Genomic DNA, 18,736 nt, shown 5'->3' on the forward strand with positions numbered 1-18,736 from the left:
TATTGAGAGATCTTGGAAGTGAATACAATATGAAAAAAGCCCTATATTTGCATATAGAGCCCTAAATGTTAAATATTTCACGTTTTTGAGAATGTTGACTACGCTTTCACACTTTGGATTCCAGCCATCAATTGATCGTTCAAAACACGAATGTATGTTCCCTTCATGCCAAGCGAACGCGTTTCAATGACACCGGCGCTTTCCAGCTTACGCAGGGCATTGACAATCACCGAACGGGTAATCCCTACGCGATCCGCAATTTTGCTGGCCACAAGTAGGCCTTCCGACCCTTCAAGCTGCTCGAATATATGTTCGACTGCTTCCAGCTCGCTGAAGGATAACGAACCGACCGCCACCTGAACGACTGCTTTCCCCCGGGCTTCGATCTCAATCTGCTCCGCTTTTTCACGCAAAATCTCCATTGCCACAACAGTAGAACCATATTCCGCCAAAATTAGATCGTCATCGATAAACATGCCGTTGCGTTTTGTGAGAACAAGCGTTCCCAAACGTTCGCCGCCGCCGATAATCGGAACAATCGTCATGTAAAAGCCTGAATCATGCGAAATTTGTTGAAAGATATCGAATTCGCTGCCTGGCTCCAGGTTGGAGGACGTCTCCTCTACCTTGAGTAAAAGCTGGTTATATTCGGACGGAAACCGGTTTTCCTGTAACACCGTTTCGTTCACGCCAGCCTCGAATACGTGCGTTGTGAACGCGCTCCCCAGCACCTTTCCTCTCCGACTGACGACAAATATATCCGCCTGCAAAATATCGCTCAGCACCGCGGCCATGTCCATAAAACTGACCGGGTTCCCCGCTTCCTTTTGCAGCAGTTTATTCAGCCTTCTCGTTTTCATCAAAAGTGTCATTAGTCTTGCCTCCAAAGTTGACGATTACAAAATGTATTGGCTGAGATCCCGGTTCTGCACGATACCGGACAGCTTTTCCCTGACATACTCCGGTGAGATTATGATTTGCTCAAGCGTGATTTCCGGGGCCTCGAAGGACAAATCTTCCAGTAATTTCTCTAAAATGGTATGCAAACGGCGGGCGCCGATGTTGTCTGTATTCTGATTCACGTCAGCGGCAATCCGGGCAATTTCCAGAATCGCTTCGTCAGAAAACTCGACACGTATTCCTTCAGTTTCCAGTAGTGCCGTATATTGTTTTGTCAAAGCATTTTTCGGCTCTTTTAATATGAGCACAAAGTCCTGCTCCGATAAACTGCTCAGCTCGACCCGAATGGGAAAACGCCCCTGAAGCTCGGGAATCAAATCCGACGGTTTCGCGATATGGAATGCCCCTGCCGCCACAAACAGGATATAATCCGTTTTTACAGGGCCGTACTTGGTCATGACGGTCGATCCCTCGACAATAGGTAAAATGTCCCGCTGCACACCTTCACGTGAGACGTCCGGCCCACTGCCGCGGCTGGAGCTGCATATCTTATCGATCTCGTCGATGAAAATGATGCCCCCCTGCTCGGCCCGCTTCACCGCTTCCTGAATCACTTCGTCCATATCCAGAAGCTTTTGGGCTTCCTCTTGAAGCAGCACTTTGCGCGCTTCTTTGATCGGGAGCTTGCGCTTTTTCGTGCGCTTCGGCATCAGGCTTCCGAACAGCTCCTGCATATTCATGCCCGCTTGATCGTTGCCCTGTCCCGCCAGCATATCGAACATCGAAGGAGAGCTATCCTCCACCTCAATTTCGATCACTTGATTCTCAAGCTCGCCGCGCAGAAGGCGTTCCTTAACTTCCTGCCTCTGGGACGCAATCGACGAATCCGTTTCCGGCTCCGTATCCGTATGGCCCGCGTTCTGCTGGCCAAACAGCATTTCCAGCGGATTGCGCTGACCCCGGTGCTTGGAAGGACTAGGTACAAGGATGGATACGATCCGGTCGTGCACCATTTGCTCCGCACGGTCCTTAAGCTTATCGGTTTTCTCTGCTTTTACCATGCGGATCGACGTTTCCACCAAGTCCCGGACCATCGACTCGACATCGCGTCCGACATATCCGACTTCCGTAAATTTGGTCGCCTCGACTTTGATAAACGGCGCATTGACCAGCTTAGCCATGCGGCGCGCGATTTCCGTTTTGCCGACGCCAGTTGGCCCGATCATTAACAGGTTCTTCGGCGCGATCTCGTCGCGGAGCGATTCTTCAAGCAGGCTTCGGCGGTACCGGTTGCGCAGCGCGACAGCGACGGACTTCTTGGCCTGCTTCTGTCCGACGATATACTTATCCAATTCGGCTACGATTTCTCTGGGGGTTAAGGCTATTTGCTTCAACGTCATAACCTCCTGGATCATTCGATTTCTTCAACAATGATATTATGATTCGTAAACACGCAAATCTCGGCCGCCATCGTAAGCGCGGCATGGGCGATTTCCTTCGCACTCATCTGCGGCGCATAACGGTGCAACGCCCGGCCGGCGGCGAGCGCAAAGCTGCCCCCGGAACCGATCGCCAGGATGCCGTCATCCGGCTCGATGATTTCCCCGTTACCGGATAAAAGCAGCAGACCGCTTCGGTCCATCACGATCATCATCGCTTCCAGTCTGCGCAGCACGCGATCCTGGCGCCAATCTTTGGTCAGTTCGACGGCAGACCGCTGCAAATTGCCATGATGCTCTTCCAGCTTCGCCTCGAACTTCTCGAATAATGTAATCGCATCGGCGACTGAACCGGCAAACCCGGCTATGACATTGCCGCGATACAATCTTCTCACTTTTTTGGCTTGACTTTTCATGACCATGCTGTTGCCGAAGGTCACTTGTCCGTCCCCCGCAATAGCACCCTTGCCTTGATGGCGGACGGCAAAAATCGTCGTGGCGTGAAATTGCTCCATGGGCCCGATATCCTCCTCATTGTAAAGAAAAGCTTCGGATTAAGCGCTTTTCCGCCCACAATAGCACTTGCTGCGGGCTTCCGGAACTTCGCAGATGCTGCATAAATTAGTTGTCAACAAGACGAAAACTAAGCTGTTTCAAGCTTAGTTTGGCGAAGGCTCCGCGCTGTGACGGAGCAAGATTATATTCGTGATCTATCGTAACACAGTACATGTTTTATTTACAAGGCGAATTGTATAGGTTTTGTGAAAAATTCTGAATTTTCTCAATTGCTCGCATAGCGATTTTTTCGTATTTGAGCTTCTTGTTCTTGATCTTCTCATCAAGCGGCGCAAACAGCCCGAAATTGGCGTTCATCGGCTGAAAATGCTTGAAATCGGCCGTCGTGATGTATTGCGCCATGCTGCCGAGCGCGGTATCCGGTGGCAGTACGACCAATTCTTCGCCTTTGGCGTAACGCGCCGCGTTTATCCCTGCAAGGAGGCCCGAAGCGGCCGATTCGACGTATCCTTCGACGCCGGTCATCTGTCCCGCAAAGAACAGGCTGTCCCGGTCTCTGAACTGGTACGTAGGGCGCAGCAGCCTCGGCGAATTGATGAACGTATTGCGGTGCATAACCCCGTACCGGACAAACTCCGCGTTTTCCAATCCGGGAATAAGGGAAAAGACCCGCTTCTGTTCGCCCCACTTCAAGTGGGTCTGAAAGCCTACTAAATTATAAAGCGTGCCCGCCGCGTTATCCTGACGCAGCTGAACGACTGCATAAGGCAATTCGCCGGTATGCGGATTGATTAGACCAACCGGCTTCATCGGACCGAATAAAACGGTTTGCCGGCCGCGCTTCACCATCACTTCGATCGGCATGCAGCCTTCGAAATAAATCTCTTTCTCGAACTCCTTCATCGGCGCCGTTTCCGCAGAGATTAGGGCCTCATAGAACGTCGTGAATTCCTCTTCGGTCATCGGACAGTTCAAATAGGCCGCCTCCCCCTTATCATAACGGGAGGCAAGGTAAACCTTGCTCATATCGATCGATTCTTTTTCCACAATCGGCGCTGCCGCATCATAGAAGTATAGGTACTCCTCGCCCGTCAGCTCCTGCAAATGCTTGGAAAGCGCAGGCGAAGTCAGCGGTCCGGTCGCAACGACGACAATTCCTTCGGGAAGCGACTCCAGCTCCTCGTTGCGCACCTCGATCAGCGGATGGTTGCGCAGCAGGGACGTCACTTCGCCCGAGAAGCCGTCCCGGTCGACGGCAAGCGCCCCGCCGGCCGGAACGGCATGCTTGTCGGCTGCGCGCAATATTAACGAGTTCAGGATGCGCATTTCTTCCTTTAATACGCCTACTGCATTCGTCAATCCGTTCGCCCGCAGCGAATTGCTGCAAACAAGCTCGGCAAATTGATCGGAAATGTGCGCCGGCGTTTTTTTCACGGGACGCATTTCATATAAAACAACCGGCACGCCTTGGCTTGCGATTTGCCACGCAGCTTCGCTGCCAGCCAAGCCCGCGCCGATGACAGTCACTTTCGGTAAAACAGTCAACTTCCGTTCCTCCTATATGAAGCCAGATGACAAGTTAGTCCTGATCTTGCTCTTCTTTCGCTTCTTCTCTAAAGTCGCAGGATACGCATTGGGTGAACGTTCCTGATTTGTTACGCTTTTCGACGAGCATTGCGCCGCACTTCGGACACGGATGCCCCACAGGTTTATCCCACGAGACGAAATCGCATTCCGGATAGCGGTCGCATCCATAGAAGATGCGCCCTTTTTTGCTTCGCCGTTCGATGATTTTCCCTTCGTGACAATTCGGACAGGTGACGCCGGTATCTTTGACAATCGGCTTCGTATTGCGACAATCCGGGAAACCGGAGCAGGCCAGAAACTTGCCGAAGCGTCCCATCTTATAGACGAAGTGACGGCCGCATTTCTCGCAAATCTCATCGGAAACCTCGTCCTGAATCTCGACTTTCTCCATCTCTTCCTCAGCCACTTCAAGCCGTTTCTCGAACGACTCGTAAAACTCGCTCAGCACGCGGACCCAATCTTCTTTCCCTTCCTCGATGTGGTCCAGTCCCTCTTCCATGTGGGCGGTGAAATCGACGTCCAGAATTTCCGGAAAAAATTCGATCATCAGCTGTATAACCAGCTCGCCAAGCTCGGTCGGCACAAATTTCTTTTCCTCAATCGCCACATAACCGCGCTTTTGGATCGTTTCGAGGGTCGGAGCGTAGGTGCTCGGACGTCCAATGCCCATCTCTTCCAACGCTTTAACCAGACGCGCTTCCGTAAAACGCGGCGGAGGCTGCGTAAAATGCTGCTTCGGATCGATCTGCTGCTTTTTTACCTTGTCCCCTTCTTTCAGAGGCGGGAGCAGCTTATCGTCATCCCCTGTATCTGCCGCAGCATCGTCGTTCCCTTCCACATATACCTTCATAAAGCCGTGGAACTTCACCTTCGAACCGACGGCCCGGAAAATCGTGCTGGCGGCCGTTAAATCGACAGTCATCGTATCCAGTACCGCGGAAGCCATCTGGCTCGCAACGAAGCGCTCCCAAACGAGCTTGTAGAGGCGAAATTGATCGCGGCTCAAGTGCTCCTTGATCTGATCCGGCTCGCGCAGCACCGAGCTCGGACGAATCGCTTCGTGCGCATCCTGCGCGTTCGAATTCTTCTTCACATAAACGCGCGGCGTCTCGGGATAAAAGGACTCCCCGAATTTTTGCACGATATAGTCTTTCGCTTCTTCCTGAGCTACAGGGGAAATCCGGGTCGAATCGGTACGCATATACGTGATCAAGCCGACCGTGCCTTCGCTGCCCAGATCGATTCCTTCATATAATTGCTGTGCAACGGACATCGTCTTGGCCGCACGAAAGTTTAATTTCCGGGCCGCCTCCTGCTGAAGCGAGCTCGTAATGAACGGAGGGGACGGATTGCGGAGACGTTCCTTTTCCTTGACTTCGCTTACAATAAATTCGGCCTTCTGAAGCGCAGCCAGGACCTCGTTCACTTCCGCTTCGTTCTTCAGCTCTTTCTTTTCGCCGTCTACGCTGTAAAACTTCGCTTCAAAATCCGCTTTTCCCGAGGACAGCTTGGCCGTGATGGTCCAATACTCTTCAGGGACGAACGCTTTTATCTCATTCTCGCGGTCATAGATCAGCTTTACAGCCACGGATTGCACCCGGCCGGCGGATAGCCCTTTCTTGACCTTCTTCCAGAGCAGCGGGCTGATTTTGTAGCCTACCAGCCGGTCTAATATGCGCCGGGCCTGCTGCGCGTTGACCAGATCCTGATTGATTTTGCGAGGGGTCTTAAAAGCATCCTTGACCGCCTGTTTCGTGATCTCGTTAAATACGACGCGGCACGCGTCCTGATCGGAGAGCTCAAGATAATGAGCCAAATGCCAGGCAATCGCCTCGCCTTCGCGATCAGGGTCCGCTGCGAGATATACTTTTTTTACGCGCTTGCTTGCGTCTTTAAGCTCTTTGAGTACGGAGCCTTTGCCCCGGATCGTAATATATTTCGGTTCAAAGTTTTTCTTGACTTCGACTCCGATCTGGCTTTTCGGCAAATCCCGAATGTGCCCCATCGATGCTTTTACAATATATTTGCTTCCTAAATATTTGCTGATCGTTTTGGCTTTTGCGGGTGACTCCACAATGACTAACGAATCGGCCATAGGGTCTTGCCCCCTTCGACAATGGAAATATGTATGACCATCAAGGTACGGCGTATACCGAACCCGGTAGTTCGACGATCCTGCGCGTCATTAGTAAATTTATCAGAACTGAATGCAAATGTCCAAAGGTAAATTGGCTTTGCGTAAGCAATTCGTCGATCGTAAGCGGACGGAACTGAAGCATGTCAACTATTTTTTGCTCGTCTTCAGACAGGACAGGCTTTGCTTCCGTTGTATTCATAATGTATGCCTTTTGCTCCAAGGATATCCGGCCTGCGTATTCCTCCAAGATGTCTGCCGCTCCGGTGATCAGCTTGGCGCCCTGCTTCAGCAGGGATAGCGTGCCTTCGCTCTTGGGAGAGGAGATCGGGCCGGGAACGGCAAACACGTCGCGCGAAGCTTCCAGCGCTTGGTCCACCGTAATCAGGGAGCCGCTTCTCAGCGCCGCTTCAACCACGACAACTCCGAGGCTAAGGCCGGCAATAATGCGGTTGCGCTGCGGAAACAAGCCGGGATGCGGCCTGGTGCCGAGCGGATATTCGGAAAGAAGCAGCCCGCATTCGGAAATTTTACGGTATAAAGCTTTGTTTTCGGGCGGATACACCGTCTCGATACTGCAGCCCAGCACGGCTGCTGTGCTTCCGTGACTGCGCAAAGCTCCTTCGTGGGCTGCGCTGTCAATGCCCCGGGCGAGCCCGCTTACCACGCATACGCCTGCTGCGGATAACGATTCGGCCAGACGCTCGGCCGTCATTTTTCCGTAAGCGGTCGGAGTGCGCGTGCCGACCATGGCAATGCACGGGCGGTTTACGATATCCAGTTGCCCCCGGTAATACAAAATCCAAGGCGGGTCGGCCGTCTCCAAGAGCATTTCCGGATAACGGTCATCCCCAAGGACCACCCACTCGATATGAAGCTCCTCGTAACGGGATCGCTTGGCGGCCAATTGAGCTTCGGTTAACTGGCCGAGTCCTCTAACCATTTGTTCGGCCCGGACCGGGGTCAGGCCAAATTCAAGCCAATCGGCATAGCTGAGCGAAATGATATCGCATAACTGCGGAAACTGCCGCACCAGCCGGCCAATCGTCCTGGAACCGACACCTTCCATATGATGCAAGGCAAATAGCATGCTTCGGTTGTCCATATAGTATAGCTCACTCCTTTAGTCAGAAACAACTTTCTTCATTTGTAAGGTATAGCCAAAAAACAAAAAAGCCTCTCAAACCCGTACTCCATACGGATTTGAGAGGCTGCTTGCCATCTCATCATTGATGCGAAAGGCGTCTTACTTCTTGGTGATGCACTTTTCGAGCAGGCCTTTTTCTTCCAATACGCTCACCAGAGTGGAGCCCATTTCGGAAGGTGTCGGCGCTACTTTGATACCGCAGCGTTCCATCGTTGCGACTTTCTCCGCTGCCGTTCCTTTGCCGCCGGAAATGATGGCGCCCGCGTGGCCCATCCGTTTTCCTGGAGGCGCCGTTTGACCGCCGATGAAGCCGACAACCGGCTTCGTCATGTTCGCTGCGATCCACTCTGCCGCTTCTTCTTCCGCGGAACCGCCGATTTCACCGATCATGATGACGGCATAAGTATCCGGGTCTTCGTTAAACAGCTTCAAGATATCGATAAACTCGGAGCCTTTTACCGGGTCGCCGCCGATACCTACGGCAGACGATTGGCCGATGCCGCGAGTCGTCAGCTGATGTACCGCTTCGTAAGTCAGCGTTCCGCTTCGGGATACGACGCCAACATGACCCGGCGTATGGATGTAGCCCGGCATGATGCCGATTTTGCATTCGCCCGGAGTGATGACGCCTGGGCAGTTCGGCCCAATCAAACGGGTCTTTTTACCTTCCATGTAACGGCTGACTTTGACCATATCCAACACCGGAATGCCTTCCGTGATGCAGATAACGAGATCGAGCTCAGCGTCAACGGCTTCCATGATCGAATCCGCAGCGAAAGCCGGCGGAACGTAGATAACCGAAGCGGTAGCGCCGGTCGCATTTTTTGCTTCCAGTACGGTGTTGTATACCGGAAGAGTTACAGTCGTACCGTTTTCCAGCGTGAAATCAACATTCGTGCCGCCTTTGCCCGGAACCGCGCCGGCTACCATTTGCGTGCCGTATTCCAGGCCACCCAGCGTATGGAACATGCCTGTCTTACCTGTCATGTTCTGAGTGATGACCTTTGTATTTTTATCAACCAAAATAGACATGGTTAAAATTCACATCCTCTAATAGTATGGAAGAAGAAAGGTGCTGCTTCGGAAAGAGAAATTACTTCACCAGCGCAACGATTTTTTGCGCGCCGTCGGCCATCGAATCGGCTGCTACGATGTTCAAACCGGATTCGTTCAAAATCTTTTTGCCGAGATCCACGTTCGTGCCTTCCAGACGTACGACAAGCGGACGGTCCAGACCCAGTTCCTTCGCTGCAGCTACAACGCCTTCAGCGATAATGTCGCACTTCATGATGCCGCCGAAAATGTTAACGAAAATTCCTTTTACATTCTCGTCGGACAGGATGATTTTGAACGCTTCGGTTACTTTCTCTTTCGTAGCGCCGCCCCCTACATCGAGGAAGTTGGCCGGTTCGCCGCCATAGTATTTGATGATATCCATCGTCGCCATAGCCAGACCTGCACCGTTAACCATGCAGCCGATATTGCCGTCGAGCGCGATGTAGCTCAGGTCGAATTTGGAAGCTTCGATTTCTTTTGCATCCTCTTCGTCCAAGTCGCGCAGCTCAAGGATGTCTTTATGACGGAACAGCGCGTTGGAGTCGAAGTTCAGCTTCGCGTCAAGCGCCATAACGTTGCCGTCACCCGTAACGACGAGCGGGTTGATTTCGGCGATGGAGCAATCTTTTTCGACGAAAGCAGTATACAAAGCGGTCATGAATTTAACGGCTTTGCTTACGAGCTCGCCCGGAATATTGATGGCATAAGCCAGCTTGCGCGCTTGAAACGCTTGCAGACCGACAGCCGGATCGATTACTTCTTTGAAGATTTTCTCCGGAGTGTGGGCGGCTACTTCTTCGATCTCCGTTCCGCCTTCTTCGGAAGCCATCATGACGACGCGGCCCGTAGCGCGGTCGACTACGAGACCGATGTAATATTCTTTCTTAATGTCGCAGCCTTGCTCGATCAGGAGGCGCTTCACTTCTTTGCCTTCCGGACCGGTTTGATGCGTAACGAGGACTTTACCCAGGATTTCCTGTGCGTATGTACGAACTTCGTCGAGGTTCTTGGCAACTTTGACGCCGCCCGCTTTACCGCGGCCGCCGGCGTGAATTTGCGCTTTGACGACAACTACGGGAGTACCCAGCGATTTCGCCGCTTCCACCGCTTCGTCTACCGTGAAAGCCACTTTTCCTTCCGGTACGGCAACCCCGTACTGTTTCAGCACTGCTTTGCCTTGATACTCATGGATATTCATTTAGCAAAATCCTCCTATCAGTAATGACTTACTATATGGAATCGACCCTTCCCAAGCTCGGGACGAGTCCACTCGCTAATAAAGTCCGGTTGCCAAACATTAGCATGTCCTAAACGGCAAACCTTTATCATTGTAACACTTTTTTCGAGCGGTTTCCTTATATTTTGTGTTAAATATTTGATACATCTTTTTTATAAGCGTCGAAAAGAATAGTTATTTGGAAAATTAACCATGCGCGGCCGCGAAATATGTAAAAAGCGCATCTACCCGATACTCTACGTACCAAAATAGATGCGCCGCGCGCAAATCCTGTTAATAATAAGCCGGGTTGGCTGGCGTCCCCGCCCGGGGCTCCCGCTCCGCTTGTTTTACAAAACGCATTTCGTTTCCGGTAAAGCTGCACACCATGCATTGAATAGTCGGTTCGGTTTCGTCGATGCGCTGCGGTTCGGTCACCTCTTGGACGGTTCCGGAAATCGCGTCCTTCAGAAAAGATTGGGAAAAGCTTGAGATCATACTGAATTTGACCCGGTTGGAACGGCAGTTCGGACAAAAGTAAGGTTTTTCCTGCATCTCATGATCACCTCATCGAGTATTTTTGCCATTTGTTGATTTTTTATCCGGAAACGTCCTGGACCGGTACGATTCGGTTGCACTGGGCAAGGGGACATATTACAATACAAGTAAGTGAATACGGCAGATAAGGAAGCACCTTTCGCCATGAATCGACATGGGAGAGGTGTATTTATTTATGTACGGAAAAGTAGTAAGCGCTTGTCTGCATGGCGTGGACGGAAAGTTGGTCGAAGTCGAGGTGGATCTGAGCAACGGTTTGCCGCAAATGATGATCGTCGGGCTGCCCGATGTGGCCATCAAAGAATCGATGGAGCGCGTCCGGGCCGCGATCAAAAATTGCGGGTTTACGTTTCCTTTGCAGCGGATCACGGTGAATCTGGCGCCGGCGGATCTGCGCAAAGAAGGCTCTGCCTTCGATTTGGCCATCGCCCTCGGCATTCTCATGACGAGCGGGCAACTGCCGGACGAAGAGCTAAACGATACGTTGATTATCGGGGAGCTTGCGCTGGACGGTTCCGTTCGGTCGGTCCCCGGCGTCCTATCGATGATCGCAACGGCCCGTGAGCACGGAATAGCGCGTGTGATCGTGCCGGCGGAAAATGCGGAGGAAGCCGCTTGGATCAGAGGGTGCGACATTCGCTGCGTACAACATCTGAGTCAGTTTCGACGGTCCGAGGGGAATGTGGATACGGCTGTTGCCAGCGGAGCCGAGGAATTGAATGCCGGGCCAACGGGTTCTCTGGCAGGAAACGGGTTATTGTCCGGTTCTAAAACTGATGTGTCTCGGGAAATGAGTAAAGCGGAGGAGGATTATGCGGACGTCAGCGGTCAGCTCCACGTCAAGCGGGCGCTCATGATCAGTGCGGCCGGCATGCACAATTTCATCCTTATCGGTCCTCCGGGGACCGGCAAGACGATGCTGGCCAAAAGACTCCCTACCATTTTGCCGCCCATGAGCGATTCAGAGTCGCTGGACGTCACGAAAATTTACAGCGCTTCTGGAAAATTCGCCGACCGGAGGCAGCTTATCCGTGAGCGACCGTTTCGGATGCCCCACCATACGATTTCCGCCGGAGGACTTGTGGGAGGCGGGGGAATTCCCAAGCCCGGAGAAGTAAGCTTGGCACATCGCGGCGTACTTTTTCTGGATGAGCTCCCGGAGTTTTCCCGCGTCGCCCTGGAAGTGCTGCGCCAACCGATGGAAGACCGGTTCGTGACCATCGGCCGCGCGCGGGCCGTTTATCGCTTTCCAGCGCACTTCTTGCTCGCGACCTCGATGAATCCGTGCCCCTGCGGGTACTGGGGGGCGGCGAGCGATCAGCAGAGCTGCGTATGCAGTCCGCTTAAAATATCGCATTATCGCGCGAAAATTTCCGGGCCGCTCTTGGACCGGATCGATCTGCACGTCGAAGTGCCGAGAATCGAGTATAAAGACTTACGCGGGCCGCAGCAGCCTTTGTCGTCTGCCGAAATGCGCGCTGCCGTGGAGCTGGCGCATGACATCCAAAAGCACCGATACGCTGAGGCGGGCATTCTGTTTAACAGCGAGCTAAACGGCAAAAAGCTGCGGGAGCATGTGAAGCTGGACCCTCCTTCCGCGCAGCTGCTGGAGCGGTCGTTTTCAGCGCTCGGTTTAAGCGTGCGCGCGCATGACCGGATTCTGAAAATCGCGCGCACGATCGCCGATCTGGAAGGGCAGTCCGAGATCCGGGGAGATCATGTGGCCGAGGCGCTGCAGTATCGGGTGCTCGATAAAAAAATAAATCCGCATACGCTTTTCGGTTAAAAAGCGTTGCGGATATGCTCAAGCTCCCGGACGGCACCCGTCGGGTCCGTTTGGATCGAGATTACGTCAAAACGGACCTGCTTGTCCTGAAGCCGCTGCATGTGCATATATACTTGAGCGGTCTCCATTACCTGCCGCTGCTTGCGCGCGTTGACCGACTCCTGCGGCGTGCCGAAGGTCCCGCCTGCGCTGCGGGTCCGTACCTCGATAAAAACCAAAATCTCGCGGTCCTCGGCAATCAAGTCGATTTCGCCCGTCCGGCAGCGCCAGTTTCGGGCCCGAAGCTTCAATCCTTGCCCCCGCAAATGATCGGCCGCCGCCGCTTCGCCGAGGGCTCCGAGCTCCTTGCGGCTAAGCCGGGTTTCCTTCATCGGCCATCGCTCCTCCATTCCTTGGCTCGTTGATCCGAACGGTAAATATAACTGAGCACCTCGGCGACCAGTTTATAGAGCTCCGGCGGTATTTCTTGATCCAAGTCCAGCTTGGACAATACTTCGACAAGGGAGGCGTCTTCCTGAATCGGAACGCCGCTTTCCTTGGCTTTCTCCATAATTTGCTCGGCGACTCTGCCCTTCCCTTTGGCGATTACCTTCGGGGCATCCGACATTTCGGGGGCATACTTTAGGGCCACCGCTTTTTTTAACCCGACTGGTTTCTCCTTCATATCCGAATGTCCATTCCCTTATACGGTTTTTGCGAGTATGTGTTCGGCAGCCGGCCGGCTCCGGGATGGTTAATAGTCTCGGCAAAAGCCGAAATGGCCTCGTTGCCCTCTTGAACGGCTTTTGTCGGGTACGGACTGTATTTCATCGATATAAATTGATAGCCGATGGACGCAAGTCCGGCCGAAATCTCCTCTTTGTGCGCTTCCAGCAGCTCCTGCGTAAAAGGCGAATCGTTATGAACATGCAGGCTGACAATGTTATTTACGACCTGCACGTCAACCATGGTATCTCCAAGCATTTTCATGCGCAGATCGAACACAAGCCGACAGTTGCTGGCGTCCAGGCTGCCGTTTTTGCCTTTGCGCGATTGAATATGGACCGCAGCCGTCTGTTCGCCGCCGGCATGCATAATCGGCACAAACAGCGTGAGATGAGAAAGCATCGCATTCCGGTCGGCGCTTAACATGAGCTGCTGTCCGGTAATTTGCTGCACCGCCTGCTGGGCCGCGTCCTTCAAGCCTTGCGGAGCATCGGAAGCCTGCGACAGCTGCATCAGCAGGCTTTTGAGCGTGTCTGCGGATTTGGCAAAGTCAGCTTGCGCACCGGCTGATGCGTGAGCCAATCCCGGCTGCGGAGCATCCGGCATGGTCCGCTCCAGCAGCTTCATCGCTTGATGCTCATGCTCGATGCCAAGCGTTTTCATAAGGCGCCCGATCAAGTTGCCGCCCTCTTGCGGCGCTTGCATCGGCTGCGCCGCTGCTTGCGCTCCCGCGCCTGCGCCCGCTCCCGGCTGCGCCGCTGCCTGCGCTCCCGCGCTTGCGCCCGCTCCCGGCTGCGCCCCAACTGGCGTCCCCTCTCCACCGTCGGGTTTCGCCCCGATCAGCAAGCTCGCCGTATCGCGAAGCTGTTGAACAAGCTGCCGCACGTTTTGCAGCAGTTCTCGGCTTTGCGGCGACAGCGAACCGTTCCCTTCCAGCTCGCGTCCTGCAAGCTGTCCAAGCTGATCCAAAACCTCATGAAACGGCGGACCCTGCACCGCCTGCCGCACCGATGCGACCGTCTCCGGAGTCAGCGGCAGTCCTTTTTGAAACGCGATGACCGCCGAAGAAAGCCATGCTTCTTGCGGCATATTCGGAGGCATTTGAGCCTGCAGCTTCGCAAACGCCTGTACATTCTCCTTCGTCAACGCAACTCCGGCCTGATTCAGAAGCTGCACCAACTGCCGGTTTGCCGGAGAATCAGAAAGTCCCATCGTTTTCACGATATCCGCAAGCGATCCGTCCGATATTTGCACGTTCGACTGCAGCGGCTTAAGGACCACCTGTCCGCCCGACGATTCCGGTTGGACTTGAAGCATCGTCACTTCCCCCGGCTTCAACGGCGCTTCGAGTTGTGCCCGCACCTGCACCCCGCCGATATTAACCAGAGCCTCTTGCTCCGGTCCAACCTGAAGCACCATGCCCTTCACCACTTGCCCGACCTTGAGCTCCAAAGCTTTCGGTTCCGCCGCCTGCGCGTCGCCCGTCAATCCCCGGATCAATCCGCTGATATTCATCGCTGCCGCTCCTTCCATCTATACAAATAAAGCCGGCCTGGGCACCGCTTGTACGTCTCCCTGCCGGCTGCATTTCCGGTTCACTGTATATATCGGCTAACCGCCGGGCTTTTTTCAGCGCAGACTTGCATCAACTAGAACAGCACCTGCTGTTCGTAAACGATGTTTCTTAGAAACGTTTTTCGATGCATCGCCGACGGGCCATATTCCGCCAGACGCTCTCGATGCATTTTTGTCGCATATCCTTTATGTATCGCAATGCCGTACTCCGGAAATTCCATATCCCATTGCAAGCACATGCGGTCCCTTGTCACTTTCGCAATAATGGAAGCGGCTGCGATCGACTGGCTTAAAGCATCGCCGTGTATAACGGCAAGCTGCTCCACGTCCACATCGACTTTCTCGGCATCGACAAGCAGCGAATCGGGAACGGGGTCCAGCTGTTCGACCGCACGTTTCATCGCGAGCCGCGCCGCCTGCTTAATATTGATCCGTTCGATCGTATCGACGTCCGCCACCCCGATGCCGATGGACAGCGCCTCCTGCCGGATCACATCATATAACGCTTCCCGCTTCTTCTCGCTTAATTTCTTCGAATCGTCGACGCCTTCGAGCACCAGACCTTTTGGCAAAATAACCGCAGCAGCCACCACATCGCCGAATAAGCAGCCACGTCCGACCTCGTCAACTCCGGCCACGAGCGTCCTTCCCCGACCCCAGAGCTCTTGTTCGTATTCCAGCATTTCCTCACCCGCATTTCCTGCGCCAAAATTCGACCTAGTCTTTCGCCATGATGTTCCATTATACCGCAGGATTCGGGAGCTGCCTATCCCCTTACGCATAAAACCGCGAATTCAAGCTTTTTCTCGTCTCGTCCAATAAATGTAAAATCAAGCTTTTCCCTTCTGCCGTCAACGTATAGTACTCTGTGGAACGACCCAGATCCACGAACAAACGGTCGTTATTATGAGCAAGCCAAAAGTACAACAGATTCTCTCTGCCATCCTTCAAGCTTAGAGCGATCGACATGTCGGGGGGCCGAATGTCCAATTTGGCCGTCTCCGCAGATGCTACCTGTATCGCTTCGAGAAACTGTCCGATCGCATTCCGGGAAACGATCGAACCTGTATTGCCCGACGAATCGGTAATGATCAGGCTCGCAATATCTTCCGCCCGAATATGATGCGGCTGGCCCCAAGTCCGTTTTCCGACAACCATGTCTCTTCCCGCCTCATGATTGCAAGCACTGAGCAATCCGATGCCGAATAAAGCGGCGGCAACGGCCATCCGCATCCGTATTTTCCACTCGTTCATTCCGTTCATTTTCTCACGCCTTTCAGCAGCTCTATCTATAAATACAGGACGTCGCACCCAACCGTTTTGTTTCTTGTCCCCAACCAAAAATTTTCAAGGGTCTGTCCACTACGACTGCGACTGCCCCAAAAAAACAAAAGGACCCGATTATGGAGTACCATAATCAAGTCCATGAACGATGCTACGAATTACCGAGCTCCGCTGCAAGAGAGGGATCAGAAGTCGATAATATAAATACATATTTTTGTATAAATATACATTTATTGATACAAAAACTCCTAGACGTACAAAATCATCGCTTCATTATAAGTGCGCATCATCCGGGACACCGTTACCAACTTGTAGTTATTGCCAATCAAATGCGGAAGCAGCATTTCGATAGCTTGTACGGTCTGGCTGCGGTCCTCGTCCGGATCGTCTCCGCTGCCGTCGTGAAATAAAATAATATCGCCCGTTTGCAGCGTCTCCAGCACCCGCTCCACAATGGTGTTCGCGCCCGGGAGACTCCAGTCCTTCGTGTTTTGATGATCCGGCCATATTACCGTATGGAGTCCGAGCCGATCGGCCGCCTCAACGGTATGCTTATTGAATTCGCCATAAGGAGGGCGAAACAAGGAAGGCTCAACTCCTGCAATTTCTCGAATAATCCCGTTCGTCATTTCCAGCTCGTTGTAAACATCCTGCCTTTCGCGTTCGGGCAAAACCGGATGGCTGTACGTATGGTTCCCTATTTCATGCCCTTCTTCAACAATACGGCGAAGGAGATCCGGGTATTGCTTGGCATAAGAGCCGATAACGAAAAAAGTGGCATAAGCTTGGTGCTTCTTAAACAAATCCAAAATTTGCGGAGTATAGACCGGATTCGGGCCGTCATCGAACGTGAGTGCGAGCTGCCGTTCCCGCGAAGGCAATTGATAGATGATCATCGGAACTCTCCCTTCCAAAAGGAAAATAACAAGGAGAGGCGTTCGCTTCCTCTCCGAAAGCACGAGGTCCTCGGGTCGGAGCCTTTATTTCAACCGTTAACGCTTCGATGCCATCGCCGTCTCGGATAATCGTTGGTACAAGGCGTTGCCTAGCTCCTCCGCTACCCGGTACACGGCCAGTATACTTTCCACGTGGGTTTCAAGGGCATCCTGGTTCAATAAAGGGCCGATGACAAAGCCGTTATCTACTCCCTCAAGCTCGTAAGAATTCGGCCTCAATTGGAACCCCCGCAAGGAAGCGTTCGTTTTAAAATGATTTTCGCGCGCCCGCAAATTGCTAATCAACGGGGAATCCGTCCGGTTCACACGTCCCGCTCCGGTGCAATTCACCACGATGTCCGCCGTCAGTTCGATTTTCCCTTCAAGTCCGTCCGCTTCAATATACAACCGCCGGTCCGCCCGGCTGTCGATTTGTTCAATTTTTGCCTGCGTGGCGGTGACAAGCCCTTCCGCTACAAACCGGGCAGCGATCTCGGTATACTCGCGCGCCGACGGACGCTGGCCGCCTGATGTCAGAGCTTCGTTCTCTTCCCCTTCGAAGACGCCGCCCGGCAAATATCCGCTTGAGGAAACGACATTGATGCTGCGCACGACAGAGAGCAGCTCCGAACGGTTCGACAGAAAATAGATCGCTTCGATTGCCGAAGCGTTCGAGCCTGCGATCAAGATGTCCAGCTTCCGGCCGAACGTTTTGGCACGCCTGGCAACCTCCTGTTCCAGACCGGCATAGGCATCCTCGTACAAATCGTGGATGTACCCCTCGTCCACGCTCAAGCCGGAGCTGTTGCTGCGCGGTATGCATCCTGTTGCCAGCACGAACGCCCGGCTATGAAAGCTTGAGTCGTCAGCCAGCCGGATCGTAAAGCCGGAATCCTCCGGCTCAACATCCGTTACCTCTCCTGTAATGAGCCCGACCTTGGCCAAATTCCGCGCTTCCGCCAGCTGCACCGTTTGGCTAAGCAAGCGCTCGACGTAGAAGCCGAACAGCTTCCGGGGCACATAAAGCTCGTCTACCTGTCCGCTTTCCAGCTGTTCCTTATAGCGAAATATCCAAGCCTGCAGCAATCGATCCTCATGATGCACGCCTTCATGGACCAGCTCCTTATAATGCAGCGACAGCCAGTCCCGAAACTCTTTCGGCGTCGATTGGTCAGCCGGTTCAATCAGCAAAAATCCGGACGGGCTTTGTTTCCCGTAAGGAATACCGCGCCCGAATTCGCCGAAACGGTCAATGATCAAGATTTCGATCGGCTTTTCTCCCGCTTCCTTGCCTGCTTCCAGCAATCGGTTCAATATCTGAATGACCACACGGCTTCCCGACAAGCCTCCGCCGGCGACAATCAAATCGGCATGATTAAAGTTAATCATCGCTTCTCTCCCGCTCCTTTTCTAACTATCTTTACCACGCAATCTGTCGATATAAATTCCCGGATTCGATCCTTCGATATCAATAGCGCCCACGACCCGCGCATAGAACGGAGCCGCCTCCTTCGGACCGCCGATAATGGCGTAGGCGTAGCCCATATCCGCCATCGCATGTAAGCAATGGAGCAGCAGCGCTTTGCCCACCTGTCCGCCCCGGTAAGCTTCGCCCACCCCGATCGGACCGAAAAAATTTTTGTATGTCGCTTCGTAGCAAGCAAACCCGATAATTTCGCCGTCCCTAGTGGCGATAAAGCTGCTGACCGGAGAATTGGAGAACGTGACGTCGCACTCGCTCATCCAGCCTTTGCTGAAATTGGCTTGCACCCATTCCAGCACCTGATTTTTTTCATAAGCTCTCGGCCGGCGTACCAGGATGCCCTTCTCGCGCAGTGCGTTATTATAATCCTCCAACGGAGGCAGCTCATAAAGCTTCACTAATCTGTCCATCATTT

General features: G+C 53.3%; 17 protein-coding genes and 1 pseudogene. 1 reads left to right on the forward strand and 17 read right to left on the reverse strand.

Going from position 1 to position 18,736, the window contains the following annotated elements; genetic code table 11:
- Window positions 1-98 precede the first annotated feature (98 nt).
- The 9 genes from codY to PEL01S_RS22580 form a co-directional block, all read right to left on the reverse strand.
- A complete protein-coding gene (gene codY / locus PEL01S_RS22540) occupies window positions 99-872 on the reverse strand; it encodes a GTP-sensing pleiotropic transcriptional regulator CodY (RefSeq protein WP_063186340.1) in 774 nt (257 codons plus the stop codon).
- A gap of 24 nt (window positions 873-896) precedes the next feature.
- The gene (gene hslU, locus PEL01S_RS22545) at window positions 897-2,300 is read right to left on the reverse strand and encodes an ATP-dependent protease ATPase subunit HslU (RefSeq protein ID WP_174806990.1); all 1,404 of its coding nucleotides are present in this window, start codon (window positions 2,298-2,300) and stop codon (window positions 897-899) included.
- An 11-nt stretch (window positions 2,301-2,311) separates the two neighbouring features.
- Window positions 2,312-2,854 carry an ATP-dependent protease subunit HslV gene (gene hslV / locus PEL01S_RS22550; protein WP_010491321.1) on the reverse strand — a complete coding sequence of 181 codons (543 nt, stop codon included), beginning with the start codon at window positions 2,852-2,854 and terminating at the stop codon, window positions 2,312-2,314.
- Between the two features lie 217 nt (window positions 2,855-3,071).
- Window positions 3,072-4,400, reverse strand: a complete 1,329-nt coding sequence (trmFO, locus tag PEL01S_RS22555; protein ID WP_063186336.1) for an FADH(2)-oxidizing methylenetetrahydrofolate--tRNA-(uracil(54)-C(5))-methyltransferase TrmFO — start codon at window positions 4,398-4,400, stop codon at window positions 3,072-3,074.
- 34 nt (window positions 4,401-4,434) lie between these two features.
- Window positions 4,435-6,537 (reverse strand): type I DNA topoisomerase, encoded by a 2,103-nt coding sequence (gene topA, locus PEL01S_RS22560; RefSeq protein ID WP_063186334.1) that lies wholly within the window; start codon window positions 6,535-6,537, stop codon window positions 4,435-4,437.
- A gap of 40 nt (window positions 6,538-6,577) precedes the next feature.
- Window positions 6,578-7,681, reverse strand: a complete 1,104-nt coding sequence (gene dprA, locus PEL01S_RS22565) for a DNA-processing protein DprA (RefSeq protein ID WP_127461916.1) — start codon at window positions 7,679-7,681, stop codon at window positions 6,578-6,580.
- Between the two features lie 141 nt (window positions 7,682-7,822).
- Window positions 7,823-8,755, reverse strand: a complete 933-nt coding sequence (sucD, locus tag PEL01S_RS22570) for a succinate--CoA ligase subunit alpha (RefSeq protein ID WP_063186330.1) — start codon at window positions 8,753-8,755, stop codon at window positions 7,823-7,825.
- Between the two features lie 61 nt (window positions 8,756-8,816).
- The gene (gene sucC, locus PEL01S_RS22575; RefSeq protein WP_063186328.1) at window positions 8,817-9,977 is read right to left on the reverse strand and encodes an ADP-forming succinate--CoA ligase subunit beta; all 1,161 of its coding nucleotides are present in this window, start codon (window positions 9,975-9,977) and stop codon (window positions 8,817-8,819) included.
- A gap of 312 nt (window positions 9,978-10,289) precedes the next feature.
- Window positions 10,290-10,550: a hypothetical protein gene (locus PEL01S_RS22580; RefSeq protein ID WP_063186326.1), complete on the reverse strand. Its 261-nt coding sequence runs from the start codon at window positions 10,548-10,550 to the stop codon at window positions 10,290-10,292.
- A gap of 178 nt (window positions 10,551-10,728) precedes the next feature.
- Between PEL01S_RS22580 and PEL01S_RS22585 the strand changes: the two genes are divergently transcribed.
- A complete protein-coding gene (locus PEL01S_RS22585; RefSeq protein ID WP_127461917.1) occupies window positions 10,729-12,339 on the forward strand; it encodes a YifB family Mg chelatase-like AAA ATPase in 1,611 nt (536 codons plus the stop codon).
- On the opposite strand, the gene PEL01S_RS22590 is transcribed toward PEL01S_RS22585, so the two are convergent.
- The 8 genes and pseudogenes from PEL01S_RS22590 to PEL01S_RS22625 form a co-directional block, all read right to left on the reverse strand.
- Window positions 12,336-12,710: a YraN family protein gene (locus PEL01S_RS22590; RefSeq protein WP_127461918.1), complete on the reverse strand. Its 375-nt coding sequence runs from the start codon at window positions 12,708-12,710 to the stop codon at window positions 12,336-12,338. The genes PEL01S_RS22585 and PEL01S_RS22590 overlap by 4 nt on opposite strands.
- Window positions 12,707-13,003, reverse strand: coding sequence for an EscU/YscU/HrcU family type III secretion system export apparatus switch protein (locus PEL01S_RS22595; protein WP_010491335.1), 297 nt, complete (start codon window positions 13,001-13,003; stop codon window positions 12,707-12,709). Before PEL01S_RS22595 ends, PEL01S_RS22590 begins: the two co-directional genes overlap by 4 nt.
- Complete coding sequence (locus PEL01S_RS22600) at window positions 13,000-14,559, reverse strand: TP0910 N-terminal domain-containing protein (RefSeq protein ID WP_127461919.1); 1,560 nt, start codon at window positions 14,557-14,559, stop codon at window positions 13,000-13,002. Before PEL01S_RS22600 ends, PEL01S_RS22595 begins: the two co-directional genes overlap by 4 nt.
- Before the next feature lie 134 nt (window positions 14,560-14,693).
- A pseudogene (gene rnhB, locus PEL01S_RS22605) lies at window positions 14,694-15,308 on the reverse strand (ribonuclease HII); the annotation flags it as partial.
- Window positions 15,309-15,393: 85 nt separating this feature from the next.
- Window positions 15,394-15,882, reverse strand: a complete 489-nt coding sequence (locus PEL01S_RS22610; protein ID WP_063178961.1) for a YhfM domain-containing protein — start codon at window positions 15,880-15,882, stop codon at window positions 15,394-15,396.
- Window positions 15,883-16,151: 269 nt separating this feature from the next.
- Window positions 16,152-16,799 (reverse strand): polysaccharide deacetylase family protein, encoded by a 648-nt coding sequence (locus PEL01S_RS22615; RefSeq protein WP_063178963.1) that lies wholly within the window; start codon window positions 16,797-16,799, stop codon window positions 16,152-16,154.
- A 96-nt stretch (window positions 16,800-16,895) separates the two neighbouring features.
- Entirely contained in the window at window positions 16,896-18,227 is a 1,332-nt protein-coding gene (locus PEL01S_RS22620) for an FAD/NAD(P)-binding protein (protein WP_063178965.1), read from the reverse strand.
- A gap of 21 nt (window positions 18,228-18,248) precedes the next feature.
- The gene (locus PEL01S_RS22625; RefSeq protein ID WP_063178982.1) at window positions 18,249-18,734 is read right to left on the reverse strand and encodes a GNAT family N-acetyltransferase; all 486 of its coding nucleotides are present in this window, start codon (window positions 18,732-18,734) and stop codon (window positions 18,249-18,251) included.
- Window positions 18,735-18,736 lie beyond the last annotated feature (2 nt).

This window comes from Paenibacillus elgii NBRC 100335, from assembly GCF_004000865.1.
Lineage (GTDB): Bacteria > Bacillota > Bacilli > Paenibacillales > NBRC-103111 > Paenibacillus_G > Paenibacillus_G elgii.

Excerpts from the sequence above, each read along its gene's own strand:
- codY (WP_063186340.1), bottom strand. The coding sequence starts at position 872 with ATGACACTTTTGATGAAAACGAGAAGGCTGAATAAACTGCTGCAAAAG.
- hslU (WP_174806990.1), bottom strand. The coding sequence starts at position 2,300 with ATGACGTTGAAGCAAATAGCCTTAACCCCCAGAGAAATCGTAGCCGAA.
- hslV (WP_010491321.1), bottom strand. The coding sequence starts at position 2,854 with ATGGAGCAATTTCACGCCACGACGATTTTTGCCGTCCGCCATCAAGGC.
- topA (WP_063186334.1), bottom strand. The coding sequence starts at position 6,537 with ATGGCCGATTCGTTAGTCATTGTGGAGTCACCCGCAAAAGCCAAAACG.
- dprA (WP_127461916.1), bottom strand. The coding sequence starts at position 7,681 with ATGGACAACCGAAGCATGCTATTTGCCTTGCATCATATGGAAGGTGTC.
- sucD (WP_063186330.1), bottom strand. The coding sequence starts at position 8,755 with ATGTCTATTTTGGTTGATAAAAATACAAAGGTCATCACTCAGAACATG.
- sucC (WP_063186328.1), bottom strand. The coding sequence starts at position 9,977 with ATGAATATCCATGAGTATCAAGGCAAAGCAGTGCTGAAACAGTACGGG.
- PEL01S_RS22580 (WP_063186326.1), bottom strand. The coding sequence starts at position 10,550 with ATGCAGGAAAAACCTTACTTTTGTCCGAACTGCCGTTCCAACCGGGTC.
- PEL01S_RS22585 (WP_127461917.1), top strand. The coding sequence starts at position 10,729 with ATGTACGGAAAAGTAGTAAGCGCTTGTCTGCATGGCGTGGACGGAAAG.
- PEL01S_RS22590 (WP_127461918.1), bottom strand. The coding sequence starts at position 12,710 with ATGAAGGAAACCCGGCTTAGCCGCAAGGAGCTCGGAGCCCTCGGCGAA.
- PEL01S_RS22595 (WP_010491335.1), bottom strand. The coding sequence starts at position 13,003 with ATGAAGGAGAAACCAGTCGGGTTAAAAAAAGCGGTGGCCCTAAAGTAT.
- PEL01S_RS22600 (WP_127461919.1), bottom strand. The coding sequence starts at position 14,559 with ATGAATATCAGCGGATTGATCCGGGGATTGACGGGCGACGCGCAGGCG.
- PEL01S_RS22610 (WP_063178961.1), bottom strand. The coding sequence starts at position 15,882 with ATGAACGGAATGAACGAGTGGAAAATACGGATGCGGATGGCCGTTGCC.
- PEL01S_RS22615 (WP_063178963.1), bottom strand. The coding sequence starts at position 16,799 with ATGATCATCTATCAATTGCCTTCGCGGGAACGGCAGCTCGCACTCACG.
- PEL01S_RS22620 (WP_063178965.1), bottom strand. The coding sequence starts at position 18,227 with ATGATTAACTTTAATCATGCCGATTTGATTGTCGCCGGCGGAGGCTTG.
- PEL01S_RS22625 (WP_063178982.1), bottom strand. The coding sequence starts at position 18,734 with ATGATGGACAGATTAGTGAAGCTTTATGAGCTGCCTCCGTTGGAGGAT.